The sequence below is a fragment of the Novosphingobium naphthalenivorans NBRC 102051 genome (genome assembly GCF_001590985.1).
In the GTDB taxonomy this organism is placed as follows: Bacteria; Pseudomonadota; Alphaproteobacteria; order Sphingomonadales; family Sphingomonadaceae; genus Novosphingobium; species Novosphingobium naphthalenivorans.
Genome location: NZ_BCTX01000028.1, coordinates 1 through 22,549, shown reverse-complemented (window position 1 = coordinate 22,549; position 22,549 = coordinate 1). Strand labels below are relative to the sequence as shown.

Here is a 22,549-nt window from a genome sequence, read left to right as displayed (position 1 = left end):
CATCTAACAGCCGGCGTCGGTAACGAGTGCTTCGAGCGTATCCCGGCGTGTGAGCGAAGGACGCAGCTTGAACGATCTCACTTCCGCCAGCAGTAGCAGCAGGCAGGCCGCTGTAATCGCCAGAACCGCAGCGATCAGCAGGCCGGTCCGCCCGAAGATTCCCGTCGCCAAGGAGCCGGCGAGCGGCCCCGCGATCATGCCAAGGGCATGTGTGCAGGCCACGAAACGGCGGAACAGGCTGTCCTTGCTGGCGGCACTGGCAAGGCCGGAACTGCGGACGATGATTGCGGTCGATCCGATGTTGAGCAGGACGATGGCCGCGATGAACGGTATCGCGCCGCCGCTGCGAGTCGCGGCAATCGGCGCGAGCAGGGAAAGGCCCGCCAGGAGTCCAGTAACCGGAGGGGGCACGATAGACCGCTCCCGCATGACAAGAATGGCAGTCGCCGCACCCGCGAGCGAACCGAGCGCGACGGCTTGGCCGATCACGGCTTCTGAAATTCCGGCCTCTACGGCAAGCGCACCGGAAAAGGTCCAGACCATCATCGTGGAGCAGATGAAAAGCAGGGTTGCACCAGCCGTCGCCCAGGCACGAAAGGACGTTTCTGTGGTTTCCTGTGGTTCGGCGGTTTCCGGGCGATGGGCGCGCTGGGCTGTGGATCGTGCTGAAAAGGCCACCAGGATCAGGGCCCCGAGCGGGGCCGCTGCCAATGTAGTTAGTGCCGCGGCCGGGCCGGCGGCCTGGGATATGGCCGGAAGGCCGATAGCGATACCGGTGGACAGCATCAATTGGCACAGGAATACGGCGCCATAGGCTCCGTGCGGACGATTGGCCGCCGCGTTGCTCATGGCTTGGGTGTAAAGCATGCCCATCGCGCCTCCATAAAGGCCGCGGACCGTCAGCAAGGCGGCGAACTGGTCGGTATGCGGAGTTGCCAGGGCGGCGATTATCGCGATTCCCGCTGCCAGTGCAAAGCCTGCCTGGGGGATCCGCGTTCCCCAGCGCCAGGTCAGCAGGGATCCCGCCGCCATCCCCGACTGCGTTGCGCTTACCACCCAGCCGTGGAAATCCGGTGTCAGCCTGTGGACGGACGACAGCAGGGTGAGGAAGACCGGATCGATTCCCGGCTGCAGACAACCGACGCAAGCCAGAATGACCGCGGGCAGGATCAGACGTTCGCCAGACGATGGAATCACGGAACACCCCCAACAGCAGAACAGCCGCGCTCAAAGCGCGGAGCCCGCAGGACGTCCCCTCCGATTCGTTCAGGTCACATGTTTTGTCAGGGCGGCAATGTCACCCGGCTTCATCGATTTGACAAGATCGATGAAGAAGGTTGCCGAAATCGCCGTTATTGCCGCCATCTTGTCGTTCCATGGCTTCTGGTAGCCGAGGAAGGGCGTGGTGCCTTCCATGGAAGCGCTGATGAACAGTGAAAGCGTATGTGCCTCGTCGGCGCTGAGCGCGGGATTGATCCGTTGCACGTATTCGCCGATCACATCGTGGACCTTCGCGTAGAAACTGCGGACCCGTTCGGCGATAAAGTCGTTGTGGTTGGCCAGCGCCCACAATTCCGTGAACAGATGCGTGGTCCGCTTCGAGCAGATGTCGTCCAGGCAAATGACGATAACAAGCCGAAGGCGGTCCTCGTCGGAAAGGTCCGGCTGGCGCACGTTGACTTCCAGCTTGGTGTTGTACTTTTCCATGATCTCATCCAGCAGAACCTGGACGAGCATTTCCTTTTTGGGGAAATGATAGCTGACGTTTCCGACGCGCAGACCACACTCGGTAGCGATCCGGCGGACGGTAAAGGCTTCCGCTCCTTCCTCGATCAGCACATTGAGTGCTGCCTTGAGAATGGCATCGACTGTTTCGGTGCCGCGCGAATAAATTCCCGGGCGCGTCGGCGCAAGTTCGGTATCGGCCATAGGACCCATTACGCTTCATTCGCTTGTTGGACTACCCCTCTCTTGATCCGGGCGGGTTCGGCAATTGCCGCTTGACGAAATCTTGATGACTGTCCAAGTTTTGGGCTGTGCCCAGTTTTCGTTCTCAAGGAGCCGCAATGCCGCGGGGAAGGTCCATGCCAGGCCGTGTCATGCTGATAGCTGCCGGATTGTTGTCTGCGAGCTATGCGTCGTTGGCCAATGCCGCGGGAGTGCAGGTTTTTTCTTCCCGCTGTTCGGCCTGCCATCAGCCGGATGGGGCGGGTGTGCCCGGCCAGTTTCCGAGGCTCAAGGGACGTATCAGCCAGATTGCGGCGTCCAAGGATGGACGGGGCTATCTGATTACAGTGGTGCTGTATGGCATGTTTGGCGCTATCAACGTCGATGGACGCCAAATCAGCGGAATGATGCCGCCCATGGGGTCACTTAGTGATCAGGATATTGCGGATACGCTGAACTTCGCTGTAGCGCTGGAGAAGCCGAGGAAGAAAGTGGCAGTGTTCACGGCGGCCGAAGTCAAGACTGTACGCGGGGCCGGACGTCTGCCGGCCGCAGGGGTTGCCAAGCAGAGGGCGGAGCTTGCCACCAAAGGTGTGATTCCCTGAGCAGCCCGGGGTAATCCCGGTACAGAGAGTTCCGCCGACGCCGGCATCTGGAAGGTCAGGATAATTTATGGAACTGACAGTCAATCGCGCGAAGCACAGTGTTTTGGTGGACGCGGAGAAGCCGCTGCTGTGGGTGCTGCGCGAGGATCTTCAGTTGCCGGGCACGAAGTTCGGCTGCGGTGCGGGGCTTTGCGGGGCGTGCACGGTGCTGCTCGACGGCCAGCCTGTCCGGTCCTGCCAGACCCCGGTGGGATCGGTGGGCGAGGCGGCGATCACCACGATCGAGGATGTCGCGTCCCAGCCTGCGGGCCAGCATGTCGTTGCGGCCTGGGAAGAGCTTGACGTGCCGCAGTGCGGCTATTGCCAGGCGGGGCAGATCATGTCCGCCACCTGGCTGGTGGAGCAGATGCCCAACCCGCAGGACGAGGACATCGATGCCGTGATGAGCGGGAACATCTGCCGCTGCTCCACTTATCTGCGCATCCGTGCTGCGATCAAGCAGGCCGCCAGGGCCAAGGGAGCCGCGGCATGAACGCGCCGTTCGAGATCAGCCGCCGGTCGTTTCTTTCCGTGTCGCTGGTGGGCGGCGCGGTCCTGAGCTTCGGCGCCTGGCTGGCGCTGTCGGACGAGGCGGAAGCGGGCGGCGGAGACACCGTGCTCAATGCCTTCATCCGCATCAATCCGGACAACAGCGTGGTCATCGGCGCCAAGAACCCGGAGATCGGGCAGGGCGTGAAGACCATGCTGCCCATGCTCATCGCCGAGGAACTCGATGTCGACTGGGAACAGGTCCACATCGAGCAGACGCTGGCCGATGCCACGAAGTACGGCCCGCAGGTCGCCGGCGGCAGCCGCTCCACGCCGGTGAACTGGCTGCCGATGCGGCAGGCCGGCGCTGCGGCCCGGTCGATGCTGGTCATGGCCGCGGCCAAACAATGGAGCGTCGCGCCTGCATCGCTGACGACCGGCAGCGGCATGGTTCGCCACGCAGCCTCCGGGCGCTCTGCGACTTACGCCTCGCTGGCGGCGGCCGCCGCCAGGATCGAGCCCCCGGCGCTGGACGCGGTGGCGCTCAAGCCGGACGATGCCTTCCGGATCATCGGCACCTCGCGGCGCGGCGTCGACACGCCCGCGATTGTCCGGGGCACGCCGCTGTTCGGCATCGATACCGCGCTTCCCGGGATGGTCTATGCCGCGATCGAGGCCTGCCCGGTGTTCCAGGGCACGATCGCCGCGTTCGACGACAAGGCGGCCAAGGCGGTCAAGGGCGTGATCGCCGTGGTGCAGCTCAACACCGGCCTCGTGCCCAAGGGGCAATTCGACGCCCTGGCGATTGTCGCGGACAGCTGGTGGACCGCGCAGCAGGCTCGCGGCAAGCTCAAGGTCGATTGGGACACCGGCACGCTCAAGCAGTTCTCGACCGCCGCTTATGCCCGGCAGGCCGAGGCCGCGCTGAAGCAGGCCCCGCAGGCCGACATCCTGAACAAGGGCGATGCCGCAGCGGCCCTGTCCGGCGCGGCGCGGACAGTCACGGCGCGCTACGACTATCCATTCCTGGCGCATGGCACGCTGGAGCCGCAGAACTGCACCGGCCTGTTCGAGGACGGCGCGCTCACGCTCTGGGCGCCCTCGCAGGCCCCGGCTGGCGGGCGGGCGCAAGTTGCCGAGATGCTCGGCATCGCCCCGGAGGCGATGACCATCCACATGACGCGGATCGGCGGCGGCTTCGGCCGGCGGCTGATGAGCGACTACATGGTCCAGGTCGCCCAGATCGCCCGCGCCGTGCCGGGCAAGCCGGTCAAGCTGATCTACACGCGCGCCGACGATGTGCGGCACGACTATTATCGGCCGGGCGGATGGCACGAACTGACCGCCGGGCTGGACGGCGAGGGCAATCTCGTCGCGCTCAGGGACCACTTCGTGAGCTTCGGCGCCGATGGCAAGCCGGTCCGCGCCGCGGCGCTGGAGGAGACCGAGTTTCCGGCGCAGATCCTCCCGCATGTCCATTTCGGGGCGACTTATCTGCCGACCAACCTGCCCACCGGCTGGCTGCGCGCGCCGACGTCGAATGCCATGGGCTTCGTCTTCCAGTCCTTCCTCGACGAGACGGCGGAAGCGGCCGGGGTCGACCTGCCCACCTTCGTGCTGGGCCTTCTGGGCAAGGACCGCCTGCTGCCCCAGGTAGGCCGGGCGAACCAGTTCCACACCGGCCGTGCCCGCAAGGTGATCGAGGAAGTCTGCAAGTTCGCCAGCTGGGACGGCAAGCGTCCGTCGGGCGGCAACGGCAGCGGTAACGGTGGGGGCAACGGCAACAACAACGGTGGCAGGGGAAGGGGCTTCGGCTTCTACTTCAGCCACGCGGGCTACTTCGCCGAAGTGGTGGATGCGGCGGTTTCCCCGGACGGCGAGATCAAGGTCGAGAAGATCTGGGTGGCAGGCGACATCGGCAGCCACGTGATCAATCCGCTCAACGCGCTGCATCAGGTGCAGGGGGCGGCCATCGAGGGTCTGGCCCAGGCGATGATCGGGCAGAAAGTGGATCAGGTCGAAGGGGCCGTGGTCCAGGAGAACTTCGACAGCTTCCCGCTCCTGCGCATCGATGTCGTGCCGCGGGACGTGGCCGTCAAGTTCGTCCCATCGCCGTTCCCGCCCACCGGGCTCGGCGAACCGGCCCTGCCACCGGTCATCCCCGCGCTCGCAAACGCCATCTATGCCGCCACCGGAAAGAGGGTGCGTTCGCTGCCGATGACGTTGAACAGCCAGACCGCGTGACACAATAGTCCGCTGAGCTTTGCGATGGTGGCCCGCTTCCGCGGGAATCTGGTCTGGCACGATATCCGCCGGGGGCACGCCACGTTCGGCCGCATTGGCCGAATGACGGTTGCTTGTCGCCTGAGGCTTCCGTGGCCTCGCCGTGGTGTGCCGGCAGGAAGCGGGGCGGCACCTTCCCTTCCACATCACTGTTTGTCGCTGGCTCCCGATATGGACGATGCTGCCGCCTGTTCGGCCAATTCGGAAGGATTGTTCGTGAACAGCACTTACCGTGGACATTCTCGGAGGTTCTTAAGGGGAATGCACTGATGAGATTTCGTCTCTCCCACGTAGCGGCTGCGACGGCGGTCCTGGCCGGAACGTTTGGCATGTGCCTTGAGGCGCAGGCGCATGGCATCTGGTTCGCCCAGCGCGCACGGCAGATCGCGCTGATCTATGGCATCGGTTCGGATGACCTCGATATGGTGCAGCGTTTGCCGCTGCTGGGCCCGGTGACAGGCTATGACGCCGATTGGAAGCCGGTTCCGATCCGCGTGGAAGCGGACGGTGCCATTCCCGTGGTCAAATCCGAGGCACCTTACGCGGCAGCTGCGGCGATAATGGACTATGGCATCTGGACCAAGCGCAAGTCGGACGGCGAATTCGTGAAGAAGCCCAGGGATGAAGTTCCTGACGTCCAGTTCTCCGAGCGTACGTTCAAGTACACCGTGTTCCTGGCCAAGCCGCTCAAGCAGAAGGTGCCGCTGCTGCCCGGCCACCGCCTGCAGATCGTGCCGGAAGGAACCGATATCCCGCAGGAGCTGGGCCAGCCGGTCACGTTCAAGGTCTATTTGGACGGCAAGCCTGCTGCCGGGGCCCAGATCCTGACGGACTTCGTCAACGATCCAGACATGCCCCCGCTGATGACCGGCCCGGACGGCACTGTCAGCTTTCGCCTGCGCAATCAGGGCCTCAATGTCATTGCCGCGACGATCATCGGCAAGACGGATCAGCCCACGAAGTATGACTACATCGAATATCGCGCGACTCTGAGCTTCATCCTGCCGCACGCCGAAGAGTAACCGGCGTGCAGATGATGAACCGCATCGAATGGGAGAAGACGATATGACCAGTATGGCCCAGTCTCTGGGAGCGGTGCCGGAGGCTGCGGCGGTTCCTGCCGGCAAAGCCGCGCCGGTTGCCCGGACTCGCCTGATTGCTATCGACGCGCTGCGTGGCCTTGTCATGCTGTTCATGCTCGTCGATCACACGCGTGAGACATGGTTCCTGCACTTGCAGGTCACTGACCCCGTCGATGCCCATACCACCGATCCGGGGCTGTTCTTCACGCGCCTGCTCTCGACCTTCTGTGCGCCGACTTTCGTTGCGCTTACCGGCCTTTCGGCCTGGCTCTATGGCCAGTCGCACACGAAGCGCGAAGTGTCGGAGTTTCTCGCCAAGCGCGGGCTGTTCCTGATCTTTCTCGAACTCACCGTGGTCTGCATGGCCTGGCCGACCCAGGCGATCGCGTTTCCGCCGCCGGTCTTCTGGCTGCAGGTGATCTGGGCCATCGGCATCAGCATGATATCGCTTTCGGTGTTGATCCACCTGCCGCGATCCGCCCAGTTCGCAGTGGGTCTGGCGATAGTGTGCCTGCACAATCTGCTCGATCCGATCCAGCTTACCGATGCTTCGCCGTGGTATCCGCTCTGGGCCGTGCTCCATGAACGGGCGATCATCGATCTGGGGGGCGGGATCGTTGCCAAGACGACGTATCCGGTGCTGCCCTGGATCGGGGTGATCCTTCTCGGGTATGCCTGCGGCCCCTGGTTCGCGAAGGGCAGCGATCCGGATCTGCGGATGCGGCGGCTGGTCAGGCTGGGACTGACGCTGATCCTCGGCTTCGTGGCGATCCGTTTCCTCAACGTCTATGGCGACAAGCCCTGGTTCCATGCCGAAACGCCGCTGCGCACGGTGATGAGCTTCCTTGCACTCACCAAGTATCCGCCTTCGCTGCTGTTCCTGATGCCCACAGTGGGCACAGGCTGCCTGTTGCTTGCCCTGTTCGAGAAGTTCCAGGACAGTCGCGTGCTGCCGCACCTTGCGCTGCTGGGCGGGGCGCCGATGTTCTATTACATCCTGCACCTCTATGTCCTGAAGCTGCTCTATAACGTGGCGCTGGTCCTGTACGGGCCGGTCAAAGGCAAGGTCTTCGGCGTGGATCACCTTTCGACGGTCTGGCTGTGGGTCATCCTGCTGATCCCCTTGCTCTATTTTCCCACCCGATGGTTCGCGCGCCTCAAGCAGCGCCGGCGGGATATCTGGTGGCTGAAATATCTCTGACCTGACAGCGTTTCCTCACAGGAACTTGTGACTGGGCCGGACAGCAATGTCCGGCCCATTTTTTGGGTGTTGGCTGTAATATCCTTGCCCGGCGGGGGCGCGGCATAAAGCGCGGCTGTCATCAACTATTCACAATTATCCGCCGCCCGGAGGGAATTCTTCGACGCAAGATTCCTCTCGCCGCCCATAGGCTCGACCTTACTGAAAAGAGGGCAAACGGGGGGATTGGCAGAACCATGCTAAGGGTATGGAGCACACCGAAACCGAACTGGATTGTCCCGAGATCTGCAGGATGGGATCAACTCGATTGAGGGGTGATTTTGCGATGTTGAACAAATCTGCGTTTCGTTCGATTCTGGCGGCCGGTGTAGCGCTTTCGGTCTTGCCTTCCACAGCCTGGGCGCAAGGGCCCGCCACAGGGGAGGGCGCCGATGAGGGAATCGTCGTTACCGGCCAGCGCCAGCAATACCGCGGCGATGTGCCGATCAAGGAAATTCCGCAAAGTATCCAGACCATCGATGCCGAGACGTTGAAGAATCTCAACGTCACGCGTCTGGACGATGCTCTCAGCCTGGCATCGGGCGTCGCGAAGCAGAACAATTTCGGCGGTCTGTGGGACGCTTTCGCCATTCGCGGCTTTGCTGGTGACGAGAACTTCCCGAGCGGCTTCCTGGTCAACGGCTTCAATGGCGGCCGCGGTTACGGCGGCCCGCGTGATGCCTCCAACATTGAGCGCATAGAAGTGCTCAAGGGGCCGAATGCAGCCGTTTTCGGGCGTGGCGAGCCAGGCGGAACGGTCAATATCATCACCAAGAAGGCGAATCTGGACGGCAACTTCGGCAGCTTCACGCTCTCGGGCGGCAGCTTCAACAACTACCGCGTCGAAGGTGACTACAATCTGGTGATCAGCGACAAGCTGGCAGTGCGCGTAAACGGTGCGGCGCAGGATTCCGACAGTTTCCGCGACTACGTCCACACCACCAAGTACGTTGCCTCGCCGTCGGTGCTGCTCAAGCTGTCCGACCAGACCAGCATCAGCTACGAAATGGAATTCGTCGATCTGAAGGTGCCTTTCGAGCGCGGTGTCGTCGCTGTCGATGGCGTGCTTGGCCTGATCCCGCGCTCGCGCTTTCTGGATGAGCCGGGCAATGGCCCGACCCACGTCAATGTGCTTGGCCATCAGGTTCAGTTCCAGCAGGATCTGGGCGGCAACGGCTGGACGTTCCTGGCGGGCTTCGGCTACCGCGACACCAGCTTTAAGGGCTATTCGGACGATCCGGAACTGGCCGGCAGCCGCCAGATCCTCGACAACGATGGCATCCATCTTGCCCGTCAGCGCCGCTATCGCGATTTCAGCACCACCAACACGGTACTGCGCGCGGAGATTTCCGGCCGGATCGAGACCGGGCCTTTTACGCACCACGTAGTTCTGGGCGGTGACTGGGATCGCTTTAACATCGACCTCTACCAGACCCGCTACCGTCCGCCGGCCTACACTGCAGGCAGCACGATTACCGCGGCCAATAACGCGATCGACATCTACGATCCGGTCTATGGCTATCTGCCCGAGCCGAACACGACGATCACCAATTCGCTGGAAAAGCAGAAGTCCTACGGCATCTATGCGCAGGACCAGATCGACATCACGGATAAGCTGAAAGTCCGTTTCGGCGGACGTTTCGATCACTTCCACCAGTTGATCGGCAATCGTGAAGGAGCGTTCGCGCCGACGATCGACGTCCTCAAGAAGCGTTTCAGCCCATCCGCGGGCGTGCTCTATGAAATCACCGGGGCGCTCAGCATCTACGGCGGCTATGGCACCGGCTTCCGTCCCAACAGCGGTCAGGCTGCGCCTGATGCGGATGGCTATCGCGCTCCGTTCGCACCGGAAACCAGCAAGTCGTATGAAGTGGGGCTGCGTTATTCCTCGCCGATGGTGAACGCGACGCTGGCCGCCTTCACGATGAAGAAGAACAACATCCTGACCTCCGATCCGGTCAATGCCGGATACTCGATGGCTGCTGGCGCCGCGAGGTCGAAGGGTATCGAACTGGACGTCAATGCGAAGCTTCCGGGCGATATCAACGTGATGGCATCCTATGCCTATACCGACGCCTATTGGAGCAGCTCCTCGCTCGATCCGAACTTCGCCGTGCAGATCACGCCGGGCGATCCCCTGATCAATATTCCCAAACATCAGGCCAATGTGATTGTCAGCAAGGACTTCGATCTGGGCGATGCGGGCAAGGCGACCATCGGTGCTGGCGTCAATTACGTCAGCAAGCGGCTGGGCGAGACGGCCACGAGCTTCTATCTGCCCGACTACACGTTGACGCGGGCCTTCGCGAGTTATGAACCGGTGGACAATATCCGGATCGGCGTTGATGTGACCAACCTGTTCAACGTGATCTGGTACGCCAGTTCCTACTCGCAGTACTGGGTGGCCCCGGGCGCGCCGCGCACGATCACCGGCCGCGTGACGTTCAGCTTCTAAACAGGCACCACCCTTGGCCGGACCGCCGGGATATTCCCAGCATCCTTACTGGCGGTTCGGCCATTTTCGGGTCTGTTTATGACGCGTAAGACCTATCTTTCCTTTCACCGCTGGCTGGCACTGGCCTTTGCGCCGCTGCTGATGCTGCAGGCGCTGACCGGCGCCGTTCTGCTGTTTCGCGATTCCCTTGCACAGCTTGCCGATCCGGCGGGGATGACGCGCGAAAGTCCGCCCGGGCAGGGGCAAGCCAGCGTGTCGCGGCTGCGCGAACGGGCCGCTGCGGCTTTGCCCGGGTGCCGCGTGACCCGGCTGTTCCTTCCCACGACGCCCACGGGGACGGCCTTCGCGCATCTGTCCTGCACGGAAGGTGCACTGCGCTATGCCTCTCTTGATCCCGGCTCGGCGCGGGTTCTGGCCGCTGGCACAATCTGGCGCTTCCCTCTCGAGGCGGCGCTGCAACTGCATTACCGGCTGATGGATTCCAAACTGGGACTGGCTGTCGTTCTGGCCAACGGCGTGGCGCTGTGCGTGCTCGCGGCGACGGGGTTTCTGTTCTGGTGGCCGGGACGCGGCCGGGTGCGGCGCAGTCTGACGATCCGTGCCGGCGCGCCGCCGCATCTGCGCCTGCGGCAATGGCATCGCAGCACTGGCGTCATCGTTTCAGCGCTGTTGCTGTTCAGTGCGACGAGCGGGGTGCTGCTGGTCGTGCCCGATCTGGCCGCGCCCACAAATGCAGGGGCAAGTGCAGGGGAGAGGGCGGTTCCGATGCCCGACCCGGGGCAGATCGACCGGGCCGTGGCCTCTGCCCAGGCGCGGTTCCCCGCTGCCAGGCTTCGCGATATCCGCTTTCCGGCAGCGGACCGGCTCGACATCAATTTCTGCGCTCCGGCGCGTAATCCGCGCGCCGTGCATGTGGTTTCCGTTTCGCTGCCCGATGCGAAGGTGCTGCGCGCCATTCCGGCCGCTGAAAATCCGGTGTTGTGGATGACGATTCTCCCGTTGCACACGGGCGACAGTTTTGGTCTGGGCGGACGGTTGCTGCTGCTGGCAGGCGCTCTCTCGCTGGCCTTCCTGGCAGGCAGCGGTCCGCTGATGTGGTGGCGTGCGCGGCGCAATCGGGGCAAGGTGAAACGATGAACATTCTCTATCATGGCACACTTGATCGCGGGGAAACCTGGCAGCACCTCTGCGCCGAGAGACTGCCCGAAGTCGATTTCCGCTGCTGGCCCGACATCGGCGATCCCGCCGAAGTGCGCTGCCTTGTCGCTTGGACGCCGCCCGCCGATCTTATCACGGCACTGCCCAATCTCGAAGTGCTGTTCAGCGTCGGTGCGGGCATCGACCAGTTGAATCTGGACGCGGTGCCCGATCACGTCCGCGTGGTGCGCATGGTCGATCCGGGGATCATCGAGGGCATGGCCGAATATGTGGTGATGGCCACGCTGGCCCTGCATCGCGACATGCCGTTCTTCCTGGCCGAACAGCGCGCCGGGCGCTGGAGCTTCCGTGCGCCGCCAATGCCTAGCGCGCGCCGGGTGGGCGTGATGGGGCTGGGCGAACTCGGCCGCGCCGCGCTCGATGCGCTGATGCCGCTGGGCTTTCGCCTGTCCGGCTGGAGCCGCAGCGCAAAAGCGATCGACGGGGTGGAATGCTTTGCCGGAGCGGAAGGGCTGGAGCCGTTTCTCGCTTCGGCTGATATTCTCGTCTGCCTGCTGCCGCTGACGGAGGATACGCGCGGCATTCTATGCCGGGAAACCTTCGCGAAGATGCCGCGAGGGGCCATGCTGATCAATGCCGCGCGGGGCGGGCATCTCGTTTCGGCGGACCTCATCAAGGCGCTCGATTCGGGGCAATTGTCGGCCGCAATGCTGGACGTGAGCGATCCCGAACCTTTGCCGGAAGGCCATCCGTTTTACGCGCATCCCGCGGTTTTCCTCACTCCGCACGTGGCCGCAGTAACCCGGGCCGAAAGTGCGGGGCTGGTATTGATCGACAATCTGGGCCGCCTTGCCGAAGGGGCGCCGCTCGTGGGTGAGGTGGACCGCACCCGCGGATATTGAGCCGCAGCATGCTGTGCTGAAACGCACGGCACAAATGCTCCTATCCGCTTGCGCGGGTCCGGCAATCGGAGACAAGTTCCGGTCGCATGGTGGCCATATGCGGGCAACAGGGAACGGAGCGCGACGCTCCGGACAATCAGGAACGGGTAAGCGATGACCAGTGCCGATTATATCTTCACCCCGAAGTTCATCAGCTTCGATTGCTATGGAACGCTGATCAAGTTCCACATGTCGGACATGGCGCGCGAGTTTTATGGCGACCGCATCCAGGGCGCCGATATGGAGCGCTTTTGCAAGGACTTTTCCGCCTACCGCTTCGACGAAGTGCTGGGAGCATGGAAGCCCTACCGCGAAGTGATCGGCAATGCGCTCGAACGCACCGCGAAGAAGTGGGGCGTGGACTATCTCGAAGACTATGGCGAGGCGATCTATCAGGCCGTGCCGACCTGGGGGCCGCATCCGGACGTGCCGGGCGGCCTGTCGAAGATTGGCGACAAGATCCCGCTGGTGATCCTCTCCAATGCGATGAACTGCCAGATCAACGAGAACGTCGCCAAGCTTGGCGCGCCGTTCTACCGCGTCTATACCGCCGAAAGCGCGCAGGCCTACAAGCCGCGTATGCAGGCGTTCGAATATATGTTCGACCAGCTCGGCTGGGGGCCGGAAGTGGGTATGCACGTCTCGTCCAGCTTCCGCTATGACCAGAACACTGCGACCGATCTCGGCTTCGGCTGCCGGGTTTTCGTCGGGCGTGGGCACGAGCCGTCGAACGCGAATTACCGCGACGTGGAAATTCCGCACATCGGCTGTCTTCCCGCACTGGTCGGGCTCTGATCGCCATGCCGGCGCCGGCTCCGTCCTACTGGCAGGCGAGCGTTCCGCCTTTTCAGGGCGGAACCGGCGGGCCCGTCGAGGGCGAATTCGATGTAGCGGTGATCGGTGCGGGCTTTACCGGCCTTTCCGCGGCTCGCAGCCTGGCGAAGGCGGGCGCAAGCGTGGCGGTGCTGGAAGCCGGCAAAGTCATCGGCGCGGCGTCGGGGCGCAACGGCGGCCAGTGCAACGCCGGCACCGCGCATGATTTCAGCGCGCTTTCCGCCAGTCTGGGGCTCGACAAGGCCCGCGCGCTCTATCTTGCGCATTGCGATGCCGTGGACACGGTGGAGCGGATCGTGCGCGAAGAGGAGGTCGACTGTGCCTTTACGCGTTGCGGCCGGGCGAAGCTGGCTGCCAAGCCGCAGCACTTCGACAAGCTGGCGGCGGCGTATGAGGTTCTTGTTCGGGAGGTCGATCCCAATGTGTCGCTCGTCCCGCCGGAACGGATCGGCGAAGAGGTCGGCTCGGCCGAATTCCACGGCGCGCTCGTCCAGCGGACCAGCGGGCAGCTTCATGTCGGCAGGTTCGGGCTGGGGCTCGCCGGCGCGGCTTCGCGGGCAAGTGCGGCGATCTGGGAAGATGCTGCCGTCGGCGGGCTCGCGCGGCAAGGGGACGCCTGGCAGGTCCGGACCGCGCGTGGCACCTTGCGCGCGAAACAGGTTCTCGTGGCTACCGGCGGTGCGGCGCCTCAGGCGCCGTTCGGCTGGTTCCGCCGCCGCATCGTCTCGGTCGGCAGCTTTGCCATTTCCACCGCGCCGCTGCCGGACGCGCTGGTGGCGGAGCTGTTCCCGGCCCGGCGCAACTATGTGACCAGCCGGATCATCGGCAATTACTTTCGCCTGGCCGACGACAACCGCCTGATTTTCGGCGGGCGGGCCCGTTTCGCGCTGTCCAATCCGGTGTCCGATCTCAAGGGCGCCGATGTGCTCGAAGCCGCCATGCGCCGCATGTTCCCGGCGCTTGCCGGTGTTCCCGTCGAGCATCGCTGGGGCGGAACGGTGGATCTCACGGCCGACCGTCTGCCGCGCGCGGGCGAGCACGACGGGCTGTTTTATGCCATGGGCTATTCGGGGCACGGGGTGCAGATGGCCACGCACATGGGCGAATGCATGGCCAAAGTCATGGGCGGTGATGCCGGTGCCAATCCGCTTGCGGATCTCACCTGGCCCGCGATCCCTGGCCATATCGTCGGCAAGCCGTGGTTCCTGCCCATGGTTGGCGCCTGGTATCGCGTGCAGGACTGGCTGTATTGAGCCTTGCGCCGTTCTCCCGCCGCAGCCTGATCGGTGCGGGGCTGGCGGGCGCGGGCCTGCTCGCGCTGCCCGGCTGCGCGCGCGTGCAGGCGCCCGCGCGCAAGGGCGGCGGCATTCGGGTCGCGACCCAGTCCGCCTCCACCGCCGATACGCTGGACCCGGCCAAGGGCGCGCTCTCGACCGACTATGTGCGCCATTTCATGCTTTACAGCGGGCTCACCGAGACCGGTGCCGACATGATCGCGCGGCCCTCGCTCGCGGAACGTGTTGAAAGCGCCGACCGCGTTACATGGTCGTTCACGCTGCGCCGGGGCGTGCGGTTCCATGACGGGGCGGAACTGACCAGCGCCGATGTCGTCTGGTCGCTCCTGCGCCACAAGGATCCCGCACTGGGCTCGAAGATGGCGACGATCGCCGCCCAGTTTGCCGAAGTGCGAGCCGATGGAAAATACGGCGTGATCCTGCGCCTCACCGGGGCCAATGCCGATCTGCCCGCGATCCTCTCGCAATCGCATTTTCTGATCGTGCGTGACGGTGACAAGGCGCCCGCCGGCAATGGCACCGGCCCGTTTCGTCTCGCGCAATTTCAGCCCGGCGTGCGCACGGTGGCGACGCGCAATCCCGAATACTGGGTGCCGGGCCGCCCGCATCTCGACCGGATCGAACTGATCGCGATCGCCGATGAGGTCAGCCGGGTGAATGCGCTGCTGGCAGGCGATATCCAGCTTGCGAATGCGATCGACCCCAGCTCCACGCGCCGCGTTGAAGCCGTGCCCGGCCATGCCGTGCTGGCGACGCCTTCGGCGCTCTATACCAATCTGATCCTGCGGCAGGACCAGCTCCCCACCGGCAATCCGGACTTTGTCCAGGCGATCAAGCACCTGATCGACCGGAAGCTGGTGAAACGCGCCCTGTTCCGTGATTTCGCGACGATCGGCAACGATCAGCCGATCCCGCCTTTCCATCCCTATTTCAATCCGGACGTGCCGCAGACCGTGCTCGATCTCGACAAGGCCCGCTGGCACCTCAAACGCGCGGGTCTGACCGGCGTGCGCCTGCCGCTCTATGCCAGTCCGGCGGCGACCGGTTCGGTCGACATGGCTTCTATCCTGCAGGAATATGGCGCGCGGGTGGGGCTGAACCTGGCGGTCAACCGTATGCCGGCGGACGGTTACTGGTCCACCCACTGGATGCGTCATGCGGCGACTTTCGGCAACACCAACCCGCGCCCTACCGCCGATCTGGTGTTCAGCCTGTTCTACAAGTCCGATGCCGCCTGGAACGAGAGCGGCTGGAAAAACCCGCGGTTCGACAAGCTGCTGGTCGAGGCGCGCGGCGAGCCCGACGAGCCGCGGCGCAAGGCGCTTTATGGCGAGATGCAAAGGCTGGTGCATGACCAGTGCGGTTCCGTAATCCCGGTCTTCATCAGCTTGATCGACGGGTACGACCGGCGGTTGAAAGGGCTGAGGGCGGTGCCGCTCGGCGGCATGATGGGCTATCGTTTCGCCGAACATGTCTGGTGGGACGAGGGATGAGCGCAGCATCCGCGCCAAGAACCATGCTGTCGGGCCTTTTGCCGCTGCTGGGCAAGCGCGTAGCCTCGGCATTGCTGACGCTGCTGCTGGTTTCGGCCGTGATCTTCACGGTGAGCGGGCTGTTACCCGGGGATGCCGCGCAGGAGACGCTGGGGCAGAGCGCGACGCCGGAACAAGTGGCGGCGCTGCGCCATGAGATCGGCCTCGATCGCCCGGCGCTTGCCCGATACGCGGACTGGCTTGCCGGCATGGTGCGGGGCGATCCCGGCACTTCGATGGTGGCCAATATGCCGGTGCGCGAAATCATCGCCCAGCGCCTGCCCAATTCGCTGATGCTGGCCGGGTTCACTGCGCTGATTTCGGTGCCGCTGGCGCTGGCGATCGGCATTGCTTCTGCCGTGAACCGGGGCGGTAAGCTGGATCGGGCTCTCAACATCATGACGCTGTCGATGGTGGCCGTGCCCGAGTTTCTGGTGGCGACGCTGGGCGTGCTGGTGTTCTCGGTGAAACTGTTGTGGCTGCCTTCGATCGCGCTGGTTTCGGACACATCGACCTGGGGCGAGCTTATCCGTTCCTCCACGTTGCCGGTGCTGACGCTGACCGTTGTCGTTACCGCGCAGATGGCGCGCATGACCCGCGCGGCCGTCGCGGATCAGTTGGACCGGCCCTATGTCGAGATGGCCCAGCTCAAGGGGGTGCGCTTCAGCCGCGTCGTTCTTGCCCATGTGATGCCCAATGCGCTGGGGCCGATCGTCAATGCGGTGGCCCTGTCGCTGTCCTATCTCATGGGCGGGGCGATCATTGTCGAGACGATCTTCAGTTTTCCCGGCCTCGCCAGCCTGATGGTCAATGCCGTGACGAGCCGGGACATGCCACTGCTGCAGGCCTGCGCCATGATCTTCTGCACTGCCTACCTGCTGCTCGTGCTGACGGCCGATGTCGTTGCAATCATGGCCAATCCCAGGTTGCGCGCGCAATGAGCCGGTGGGGAGGAACCTTGCGGGCCCTGTTGCGTTCCGGGCCGCTTTCAGGCCGGATCGGGCTGGCGCTGGTGCTGTTCTGGTTCGCGGCGGCGGTGGCCGGGCCATGGCTGGCACCGCATCCGGTCGGGGCTTTTGTCGACCGCGACGTGTTCGGCCCGATGTCCGCCCGGTTCTGGCTCGGCAGCGACTATCTTGGCCGCGACGTTCTCAGCCGCCTGCTGTGGGGCGCGCGCTATACGGTGCTGCTGGCCTTGGGCGCAGCACTGCTGGCGGGCTCGTGCGGCACGGCGCTGGCGCTCACCGCCGCCGTGCGCGGGGGCTGGATTGACGAGGCGCTGGCCCGTGCGATGGACACGCTGATTTCGATCCCCTCCAAGATTTTCGCGCTGGTGCTGGTCGCGGCTTTCGGGTCTTCGCTACCGTTGCTGCTGCTGATTTCCTCAGTGATCTACATCCCGGGCAACTTCCGCATTGCCCGCGCGCTGGCAACGAACCTTGTGGGCATGGATTTCGTCGCCGTGGCGCGGGCGCGCGGGGAAGGGGCCGTGCATATTGCCCTGCGTGAAGTTCTGCCCAACATGGTCCAGCCGCTTCTGGCGGACATGGGGCTGCGCTTCGTGTTCATTGTCCTGCTGCTTTCGGGCCTGTCGTTCCTCGGCCTCGGCGTACAACCGCCTTACGCCGATCTTGGTTCGCTGGTGCGGGAGAATATTTCCGGGCTTACCGAAGGGGCGCCAGCGATCATCATGCCCGCGCTCGCCATTGCGACGCTGACCGTAGGAGCCAACCTGCTGATCGATGCGCTGGGTGCCGGGAAGGGCAGGCGATGACCGCGCCGCACATCGAAGTCTCGGGCCTGACCATCGAGGCTGGCGGCCGTGCCATCGTGAACGATGTCTCGTTCGCCATCCCGCGCGGGCAGGTGACTGCGCTGATCGGCGAATCCGGTTCGGGCAAGACCACCACGGCGCTGGCGCTGATGGGCCATACCCGCCCCGGTGCGCGCATCTCCGGCGGTATGATCCGGATCGGTGATACCCGGATCGATCAGCTCGGCGAGGCGGGTCTCACGGCCCTGCGCGGCCGCCGCGTATCTTATATCGCCCAGAGCGCGGCTGCGGCTTTCAATCCCAGCCGCACGATCATGGCGCAAGTCATCGAGCCGTTGCTGGTGCACGGCCTCGCCGGCCGCAAGGAAGCGGAGGTCAAGGCCATCGCGCTGTTTCGTGCGCTGGCCCTGCCATCGCCAGAGAGTATCGGCGCGCGCTATCCGCACCAGCTATCGGGCGGGCAGTTGCAGCGCCTGATGGCGGCGATGGCGCTCATCACCGATCCCGAACTGGTGATCCTGGACGAGCCGACCACCGCGCTCGACGTGACAACCCAGGTGGACGTGCTCAAGCTGTTCAAGGCGGCCATTGCCAAGAGCGGCGCCAGCGCGATCTACGTCAGCCACGATCTCGCCGTCGTGGCGCAAATGGCCGACCGTATCGCCGTGCTGCGCTATGGCGTCCTTCACGAGGAAGGGCCTGCCCGCACCGTGCTGGAGACGCCGCGCGACCATTACACGCGCACGCTTATAGCCGCGGCCCGTCCCGTCGAACGCCCCGTGGCCCCCGAAACAGCCGGGGCTTCGGCGCCACTGCTTTCGGTGGAGGGGGTGACGGCGGGCTACGGCGCCGTCCGTGATGGCGTGCCTGCGGTGCCGGTGCTGCGCGATGTCTCCTTCGTGCTCGCGCCCGGCGCCACGCTGGGAGTGATCGGCGAATCCGGTTCCGGCAAATCCACGCTGGCGCGCGTGATCGCGGGGCTGCTGCCGCGGGCGGAAGGCTCGGTGCATTTCGGCGGCGTTGGACTGCCGGCCGGTCTCAAGGGGCGCAGCCGGGAGCAATTCCGGCGCGTCCAGCTGGTCTTTCAGAATGCCGATACCGCGCTCAATCCCGCACATAGCGTAGCGACGATCCTCTCGCGCCCGCTGGCCTTTTATCACGGCCTCAAAGGTGCCGCGGCGCGGGCGCGGGTGGAAGAGCTGCTCGACCTGATCCACTTGCCGCGCGACATTGCCGGCCGGCCGGTGCGCGGGCTTTCGGGCGGGCAGAAGCAGCGTATCAATCTTGCGCGTGCGCTGGCCGCCGGGCCAGACCTTTTGCTGTGCGATGAAGTGACGTCGGCGCTCGATACCGTGGTCGGCGCGGCGATCCTTGAACTGATCGACGATCTGCGCCGCCGCCTCGGTATCGCGACGGTGTTTATCAGCCATGATATTTCCACGGTGCGCGCGTTCTGCGATCAGGTGCTGGTGCTCTATGGCGGCAGAGTGGTGGAGCAGGGCAGCCGCGAAGGGTTCGCCAGCGGCCGCCATCATCCCTACACTCGGCTGCTGATGGACTCGGTGCCGGAGATGCACCCCGGCTGGCTGGAGCACACCGGCGAGGGCCGTGCGCCTGCTTTGCCCGGTGCGCCGGTGGGTGAAGAGCTCTGCCGCTTCCTGCCGCGCTGCCCGGTGGCGATTGCAGGCAGGTGCGACAGGACACCGGCGCCGCTTCACCGGGAGCGGGACCGGCAATGGCTTTGCCATCACGATGCAGCGGCTTTGGCGATGAAGGAGACAGTATGAGCGGGCGGTTCCAGCGCCTTGACGAGAGGGAGCGCGCGGCGGTGATGTTCACGGTCGATGGCGAGCCGGTGCGGGGGCTTGAAGGCGATACGCTGATGGTGGCGATGCTGGCGGGTGGCCTTGCCTTGCGCGACAGCGAGTTCGGTGATGGCCGCCGCGCGGGGTTCTGCCTGATGGGCGCCTGCCAGGACTGCTGGGTCTGGACCGAGGCGGGCGAGCGGCTGCGGGCCTGCTCCGCCGTGGTCGCGCCGGGTCTTGCCATTTCCACGCATCAGCCGGAGGTGACATGGCCGGACCTCAAATGACCGGGCAGCGCGTAATCGTTGTCGGCGCCGGCCCCGCCGGCGTGCGGGCGGCCGAGGCGCTGGTCGCTGCTGGCCTGCGCCCGCTGGTGATCGACGAGGGCCGGCGCGACGGCGGGCAGATCTACCGCCGCCAGCCCGAAGGCTTCACGCGCGGCTATCAGGCGCTCTACGGCACCGAAGCCGTGCGGGCGCGGGCCGCGCACGAGACGTTTGATGCTCTGAAGGAGAGCATCGATTACTGGCCCGAAACGCTGGTGTGGAACGTTTCCGAAGGCCAGGTCTGGACGCACCGTGACGGGATCGCCGACGCCGTGCCCTATGCCGCGCTGATCGTCTGTGCGGGCGCGACGGACCGGCTGCTGCCGGTGAAGGGCTGGAACCTGGCGGGCTGCTACAGCCTGGGCGGCGCGCAGATCGCGCTGAAGGCGCAGGCCTGCGCGATTGGCCGCAAGGTCGCGTTTCTCGGCACCGGGCCGCTGCTCTATCTGGTCGCATCGCAGTACCTCAAGGCAGGGGCGAATGTCGCGGCGGTGCTCGATACCGCGCCGCTTTCCGCCCGGATCGCCGCACTGCCCAAGCTCGCGGCGCAGCCCGATCTGCTGTGGACCGGGGCGAAGCTCACTCTCGCGCTCAAGCGGGCCGGCGTGCCGGTGCTGAGCGGCGTCACGCCCATCGCCATCGAAGGCTCTCCTGAAACCGGCGTCTCGGCTGTCCGCGTGCGGACCGCCAGCGGCAGCGAGCGCGCGTTCGAATGCGATGCGATGGGCATGGGCTGGCACTTGCGGCCGGAAACCCAGATTGCCGATCTGGCCCGCTGCGCTTTTGGTTTCGATGCGAAGACCGGCCACTGGCTGCCCGAATGCGATGAGGATGGCCGGGCTTCTGCGCCGCAGGTGTACCTTGCCGGAGACGGCGCCCGCATCCTCGGCGCGCGCTGTGCCGAGGTGACGGGGGAGTTGGCCGCCATGGCCGCGCTCGCCGATCTAGGCCGTGCTATCGACACCGACCGCCGCCGCGCGCTGCTGTCCGCCAAGGCCGGATACCGGCGCTTTGCCGATGGTCTGGCGCAGGCGTTCCCCTGGCGCGGCGACCTCGCCCGCGCGGTGTCGGACGATACCGTGGTCTGCCGCTGCGAGAACGTGACTGCGGGCACCTTGCGCGCCAGCGTCACGGTGGGCGGCGCGACCGAGGCCAATCGCGCCAAGGCATACAGCCGCGTCGGCATGGGCCGCTGCCAGGGGCGGTACTGCGGCGCGGCCGGGGCGGAGATCGTTGCCGAGGCGCGCGGCTGCTCGCTCGAAGCGGCCGGAAGGCTGCGCGGGCAGGCGCCGGTCAAGCCGATCGGCCTGTCCACGCGGAGGGCCGGGGCATGAACGCTGTGACCACTCATAGCGACGTCGCGATCATCGGCGGCGGTCTGATGGGCTGCTCGGCCGCCTTCTTCCTGCGCCAGCGCGGGATCTCGGTGACGGTGCTGGAAACCGACAAAGTGGGCCGTCAGGCCAGCGGCACCAATTTCGGCAATGTCCGCCGTCAGGGGCGCCCGATCTTCCAGCTTCCACTCGCCAACCGGGCCAGCGCGATCTGGCGGCAGGCGAACGCGCTGCTCGGCAGCGATGTCGAATACCTGCAGGGCGGCCACATGCGCGTCTGCTTCCGCGACCGGCCCGGGAACGTGGGCGCCATGGAGGACTATGCCGCCAAGGCGCGCGAGGAAGGGCTCGACCTCGAACTCATCAGCGGCAACATGCTGCGCCAGCGCTTTCCCTGGCTGGGGCCGGAGGTGCTCGCCGCCTCCTGGTCGCCGCTGGACGGCCATGCCAACCCGCGCCTTGCCGCGCCTGCCTTTGCCCGCGCCGCCGCAAGGCTGGGCGCCGCGATCGTGGAGGACACGAAGATCGTTCACGCCTCCAAACAGGGCGAGGACTTCGAGCTGGTGGCGGAGGACGGGCGGCTGTTCCGCGCGCCGGTAGTGCTCATCACCGCGGGCGCCTGGGCAGGCAAGGTCGCCGCGTGGTTCGATGAGCCCGTCCCGATCACTCCGCGCGCGCCGACGATGACCGTGACCGAGCCGGTGCCTTTCGCGATCCCCTGTTCGGTCGGCGTGATGACGCCGGAAGAGATTGAGACGGTCTATTTCCGCCAGGTAGAGCGCGGCAATCTGGTGCTCGGCGGCAGCACCCGCGCGCCGTCCTATCCGGACGAATACCGCGCCTGGGTGATGCCGCAGAATACGCTGACCCAGCTCGAACACATCCGCCGCCTCGCCCCCGGCCTCGCCCCGCTGCAGATCATCCGCGTCTGGTCGGGGATCGAGGGCTACACCGACGATTACCTGCCGGTGATGGGCCCCAGCGCCAAAGTGCCCGGCCTGTTCCACGCCTTCGGCTTTTCCGGCTCCGGCTTCCAGATCGGCCCCGGCGTGGGCGAGACCATGGCCGAACTGATCGCCACCGGCGCGACGGACATTCCGCTGGCGCCCTATGACGTGCGGCGGTTCGACAAGTAATTCCCGCAACATGTTTGATCCACGCCTGCTCTCTCCCCTGAAGGGGAGAGATACGCAGGCTTGAGCCCGCAGGGCGCTAGCCGGAGTTGAGAGGGGGAAGGTGCGCAAAGCCCCTCTCCCAACCCTCTCCCCTGAAGGGGAGAGGGCTCCATGCGTTCTAACCCGCGCGCAGGCGCACAAGGTGACACCCAGGTTGACACGGTTGACACGGTCCAGAGGAGAACGTGTCACCTTACCCCTGCCGAGTGTCACTTTAGGGCCGATCGACATTCAG

The 22,549-nt window shown here is 65.1% G+C and carries 19 protein-coding genes; 17 read left to right on the top strand and 2 right to left on the bottom strand.

Annotation, left to right across the window (positions count from 1 at the left end):
* Positions 1 to 3: 3 nt before the first annotated feature.
* The gene (locus tag NN5_RS10915) at positions 4 to 1,197 is read right to left on the bottom strand and encodes an MFS transporter (RefSeq protein ID WP_174523890.1); all 1,194 of its coding nucleotides are present in this window, start codon (positions 1,195 to 1,197) and stop codon (positions 4 to 6) included.
* 69 nt (positions 1,198 to 1,266) lie between these two features.
* Positions 1,267 to 1,929, bottom strand: a complete 663-nt coding sequence (locus NN5_RS10910) for a TetR/AcrR family transcriptional regulator (protein WP_067734234.1) — start codon at positions 1,927 to 1,929, stop codon at positions 1,267 to 1,269.
* A gap of 170 nt (positions 1,930 to 2,099) precedes the next feature.
* Here NN5_RS10910 and NN5_RS10905 point away from each other — a divergent pair, with 170 nt between their 5' ends.
* From NN5_RS10905 to NN5_RS10825, 17 genes are all read left to right on the top strand, one after another.
* On the top strand, positions 2,100 to 2,552 hold the full coding sequence (locus NN5_RS10905; protein ID WP_245656414.1) for a c-type cytochrome: 453 nt from the start codon (positions 2,100 to 2,102) through the stop codon (positions 2,550 to 2,552).
* A 67-nt stretch (positions 2,553 to 2,619) separates the two neighbouring features.
* Positions 2,620 to 3,084 carry a (2Fe-2S)-binding protein gene (locus NN5_RS10900; protein ID WP_067734232.1) on the top strand — a complete coding sequence of 155 codons (465 nt, stop codon included), beginning with the start codon at positions 2,620 to 2,622 and terminating at the stop codon, positions 3,082 to 3,084.
* Entirely contained in the window at positions 3,081 to 5,324 is a 2,244-nt protein-coding gene (locus NN5_RS10895; protein ID WP_067734231.1) for a xanthine dehydrogenase family protein molybdopterin-binding subunit, read from the top strand. Before NN5_RS10900 ends, NN5_RS10895 begins: the two co-directional genes overlap by 4 nt.
* Before the next feature lie 308 nt (positions 5,325 to 5,632).
* Positions 5,633 to 6,385 (top strand): DUF4198 domain-containing protein, encoded by a 753-nt coding sequence (locus tag NN5_RS10890; protein WP_067734230.1) that lies wholly within the window; start codon positions 5,633 to 5,635, stop codon positions 6,383 to 6,385.
* 52 nt (positions 6,386 to 6,437) lie between these two features.
* Entirely contained in the window at positions 6,438 to 7,646 is a 1,209-nt protein-coding gene (locus tag NN5_RS10885; protein WP_373280334.1) for an acetyltransferase domain-containing protein, read from the top strand.
* Between the two features lie 325 nt (positions 7,647 to 7,971).
* Positions 7,972 to 10,140, top strand: coding sequence for a TonB-dependent siderophore receptor (locus tag NN5_RS10880; RefSeq protein WP_067734229.1), 2,169 nt, complete (start codon positions 7,972 to 7,974; stop codon positions 10,138 to 10,140).
* 78 nt (positions 10,141 to 10,218) lie between these two features.
* On the top strand, positions 10,219 to 11,277 hold the full coding sequence (locus NN5_RS10875; protein ID WP_067734228.1) for a PepSY-associated TM helix domain-containing protein: 1,059 nt from the start codon (positions 10,219 to 10,221) through the stop codon (positions 11,275 to 11,277).
* A complete protein-coding gene (locus NN5_RS10870) occupies positions 11,274 to 12,200 on the top strand; it encodes a 2-hydroxyacid dehydrogenase (protein WP_067734227.1) in 927 nt (308 codons plus the stop codon). Before NN5_RS10875 ends, NN5_RS10870 begins: the two co-directional genes overlap by 4 nt.
* 153 nt (positions 12,201 to 12,353) lie before the next feature.
* Positions 12,354 to 13,034 (top strand): haloacid dehalogenase type II, encoded by a 681-nt coding sequence (locus tag NN5_RS10865; protein WP_067734226.1) that lies wholly within the window; start codon positions 12,354 to 12,356, stop codon positions 13,032 to 13,034.
* 5 nt (positions 13,035 to 13,039) lie between these two features.
* The gene (locus tag NN5_RS10860; RefSeq protein WP_067734225.1) at positions 13,040 to 14,326 is read left to right on the top strand and encodes an NAD(P)/FAD-dependent oxidoreductase; all 1,287 of its coding nucleotides are present in this window, start codon (positions 13,040 to 13,042) and stop codon (positions 14,324 to 14,326) included.
* Complete coding sequence (locus NN5_RS10855) at positions 14,323 to 15,861, top strand: ABC transporter substrate-binding protein (protein WP_067734224.1); 1,539 nt, start codon at positions 14,323 to 14,325, stop codon at positions 15,859 to 15,861. The genes NN5_RS10860 and NN5_RS10855 overlap by 4 nt, the downstream gene beginning before the upstream one ends.
* Positions 15,858 to 16,841: an ABC transporter permease gene (locus NN5_RS10850; protein ID WP_174523889.1), complete on the top strand. Its 984-nt coding sequence runs from the start codon at positions 15,858 to 15,860 to the stop codon at positions 16,839 to 16,841. The genes NN5_RS10855 and NN5_RS10850 overlap by 4 nt, the downstream gene beginning before the upstream one ends.
* Positions 16,838 to 17,674, top strand: a complete 837-nt coding sequence (locus NN5_RS10845; RefSeq protein ID WP_067734222.1) for an ABC transporter permease — start codon at positions 16,838 to 16,840, stop codon at positions 17,672 to 17,674. Before NN5_RS10850 ends, NN5_RS10845 begins: the two co-directional genes overlap by 4 nt.
* Positions 17,671 to 19,461, top strand: a complete 1,791-nt coding sequence (locus tag NN5_RS10840) for an ABC transporter ATP-binding protein (protein ID WP_067734221.1) — start codon at positions 17,671 to 17,673, stop codon at positions 19,459 to 19,461. Before NN5_RS10845 ends, NN5_RS10840 begins: the two co-directional genes overlap by 4 nt.
* Positions 19,458 to 19,766, top strand: coding sequence for a (2Fe-2S)-binding protein (locus tag NN5_RS10835; RefSeq protein WP_067734220.1), 309 nt, complete (start codon positions 19,458 to 19,460; stop codon positions 19,764 to 19,766). The genes NN5_RS10840 and NN5_RS10835 overlap by 4 nt, the downstream gene beginning before the upstream one ends.
* A complete protein-coding gene (locus NN5_RS10830; RefSeq protein WP_245656412.1) occupies positions 19,748 to 21,139 on the top strand; it encodes an FAD/NAD(P)-dependent oxidoreductase in 1,392 nt (463 codons plus the stop codon). The genes NN5_RS10835 and NN5_RS10830 overlap by 19 nt, the downstream gene beginning before the upstream one ends.
* Positions 21,136 to 22,275 (top strand): NAD(P)/FAD-dependent oxidoreductase, encoded by a 1,140-nt coding sequence (locus NN5_RS10825; RefSeq protein ID WP_067734218.1) that lies wholly within the window; start codon positions 21,136 to 21,138, stop codon positions 22,273 to 22,275. Before NN5_RS10830 ends, NN5_RS10825 begins: the two co-directional genes overlap by 4 nt.
* The last annotated feature ends 274 nt before the right edge of the window (positions 22,276 to 22,549 follow it).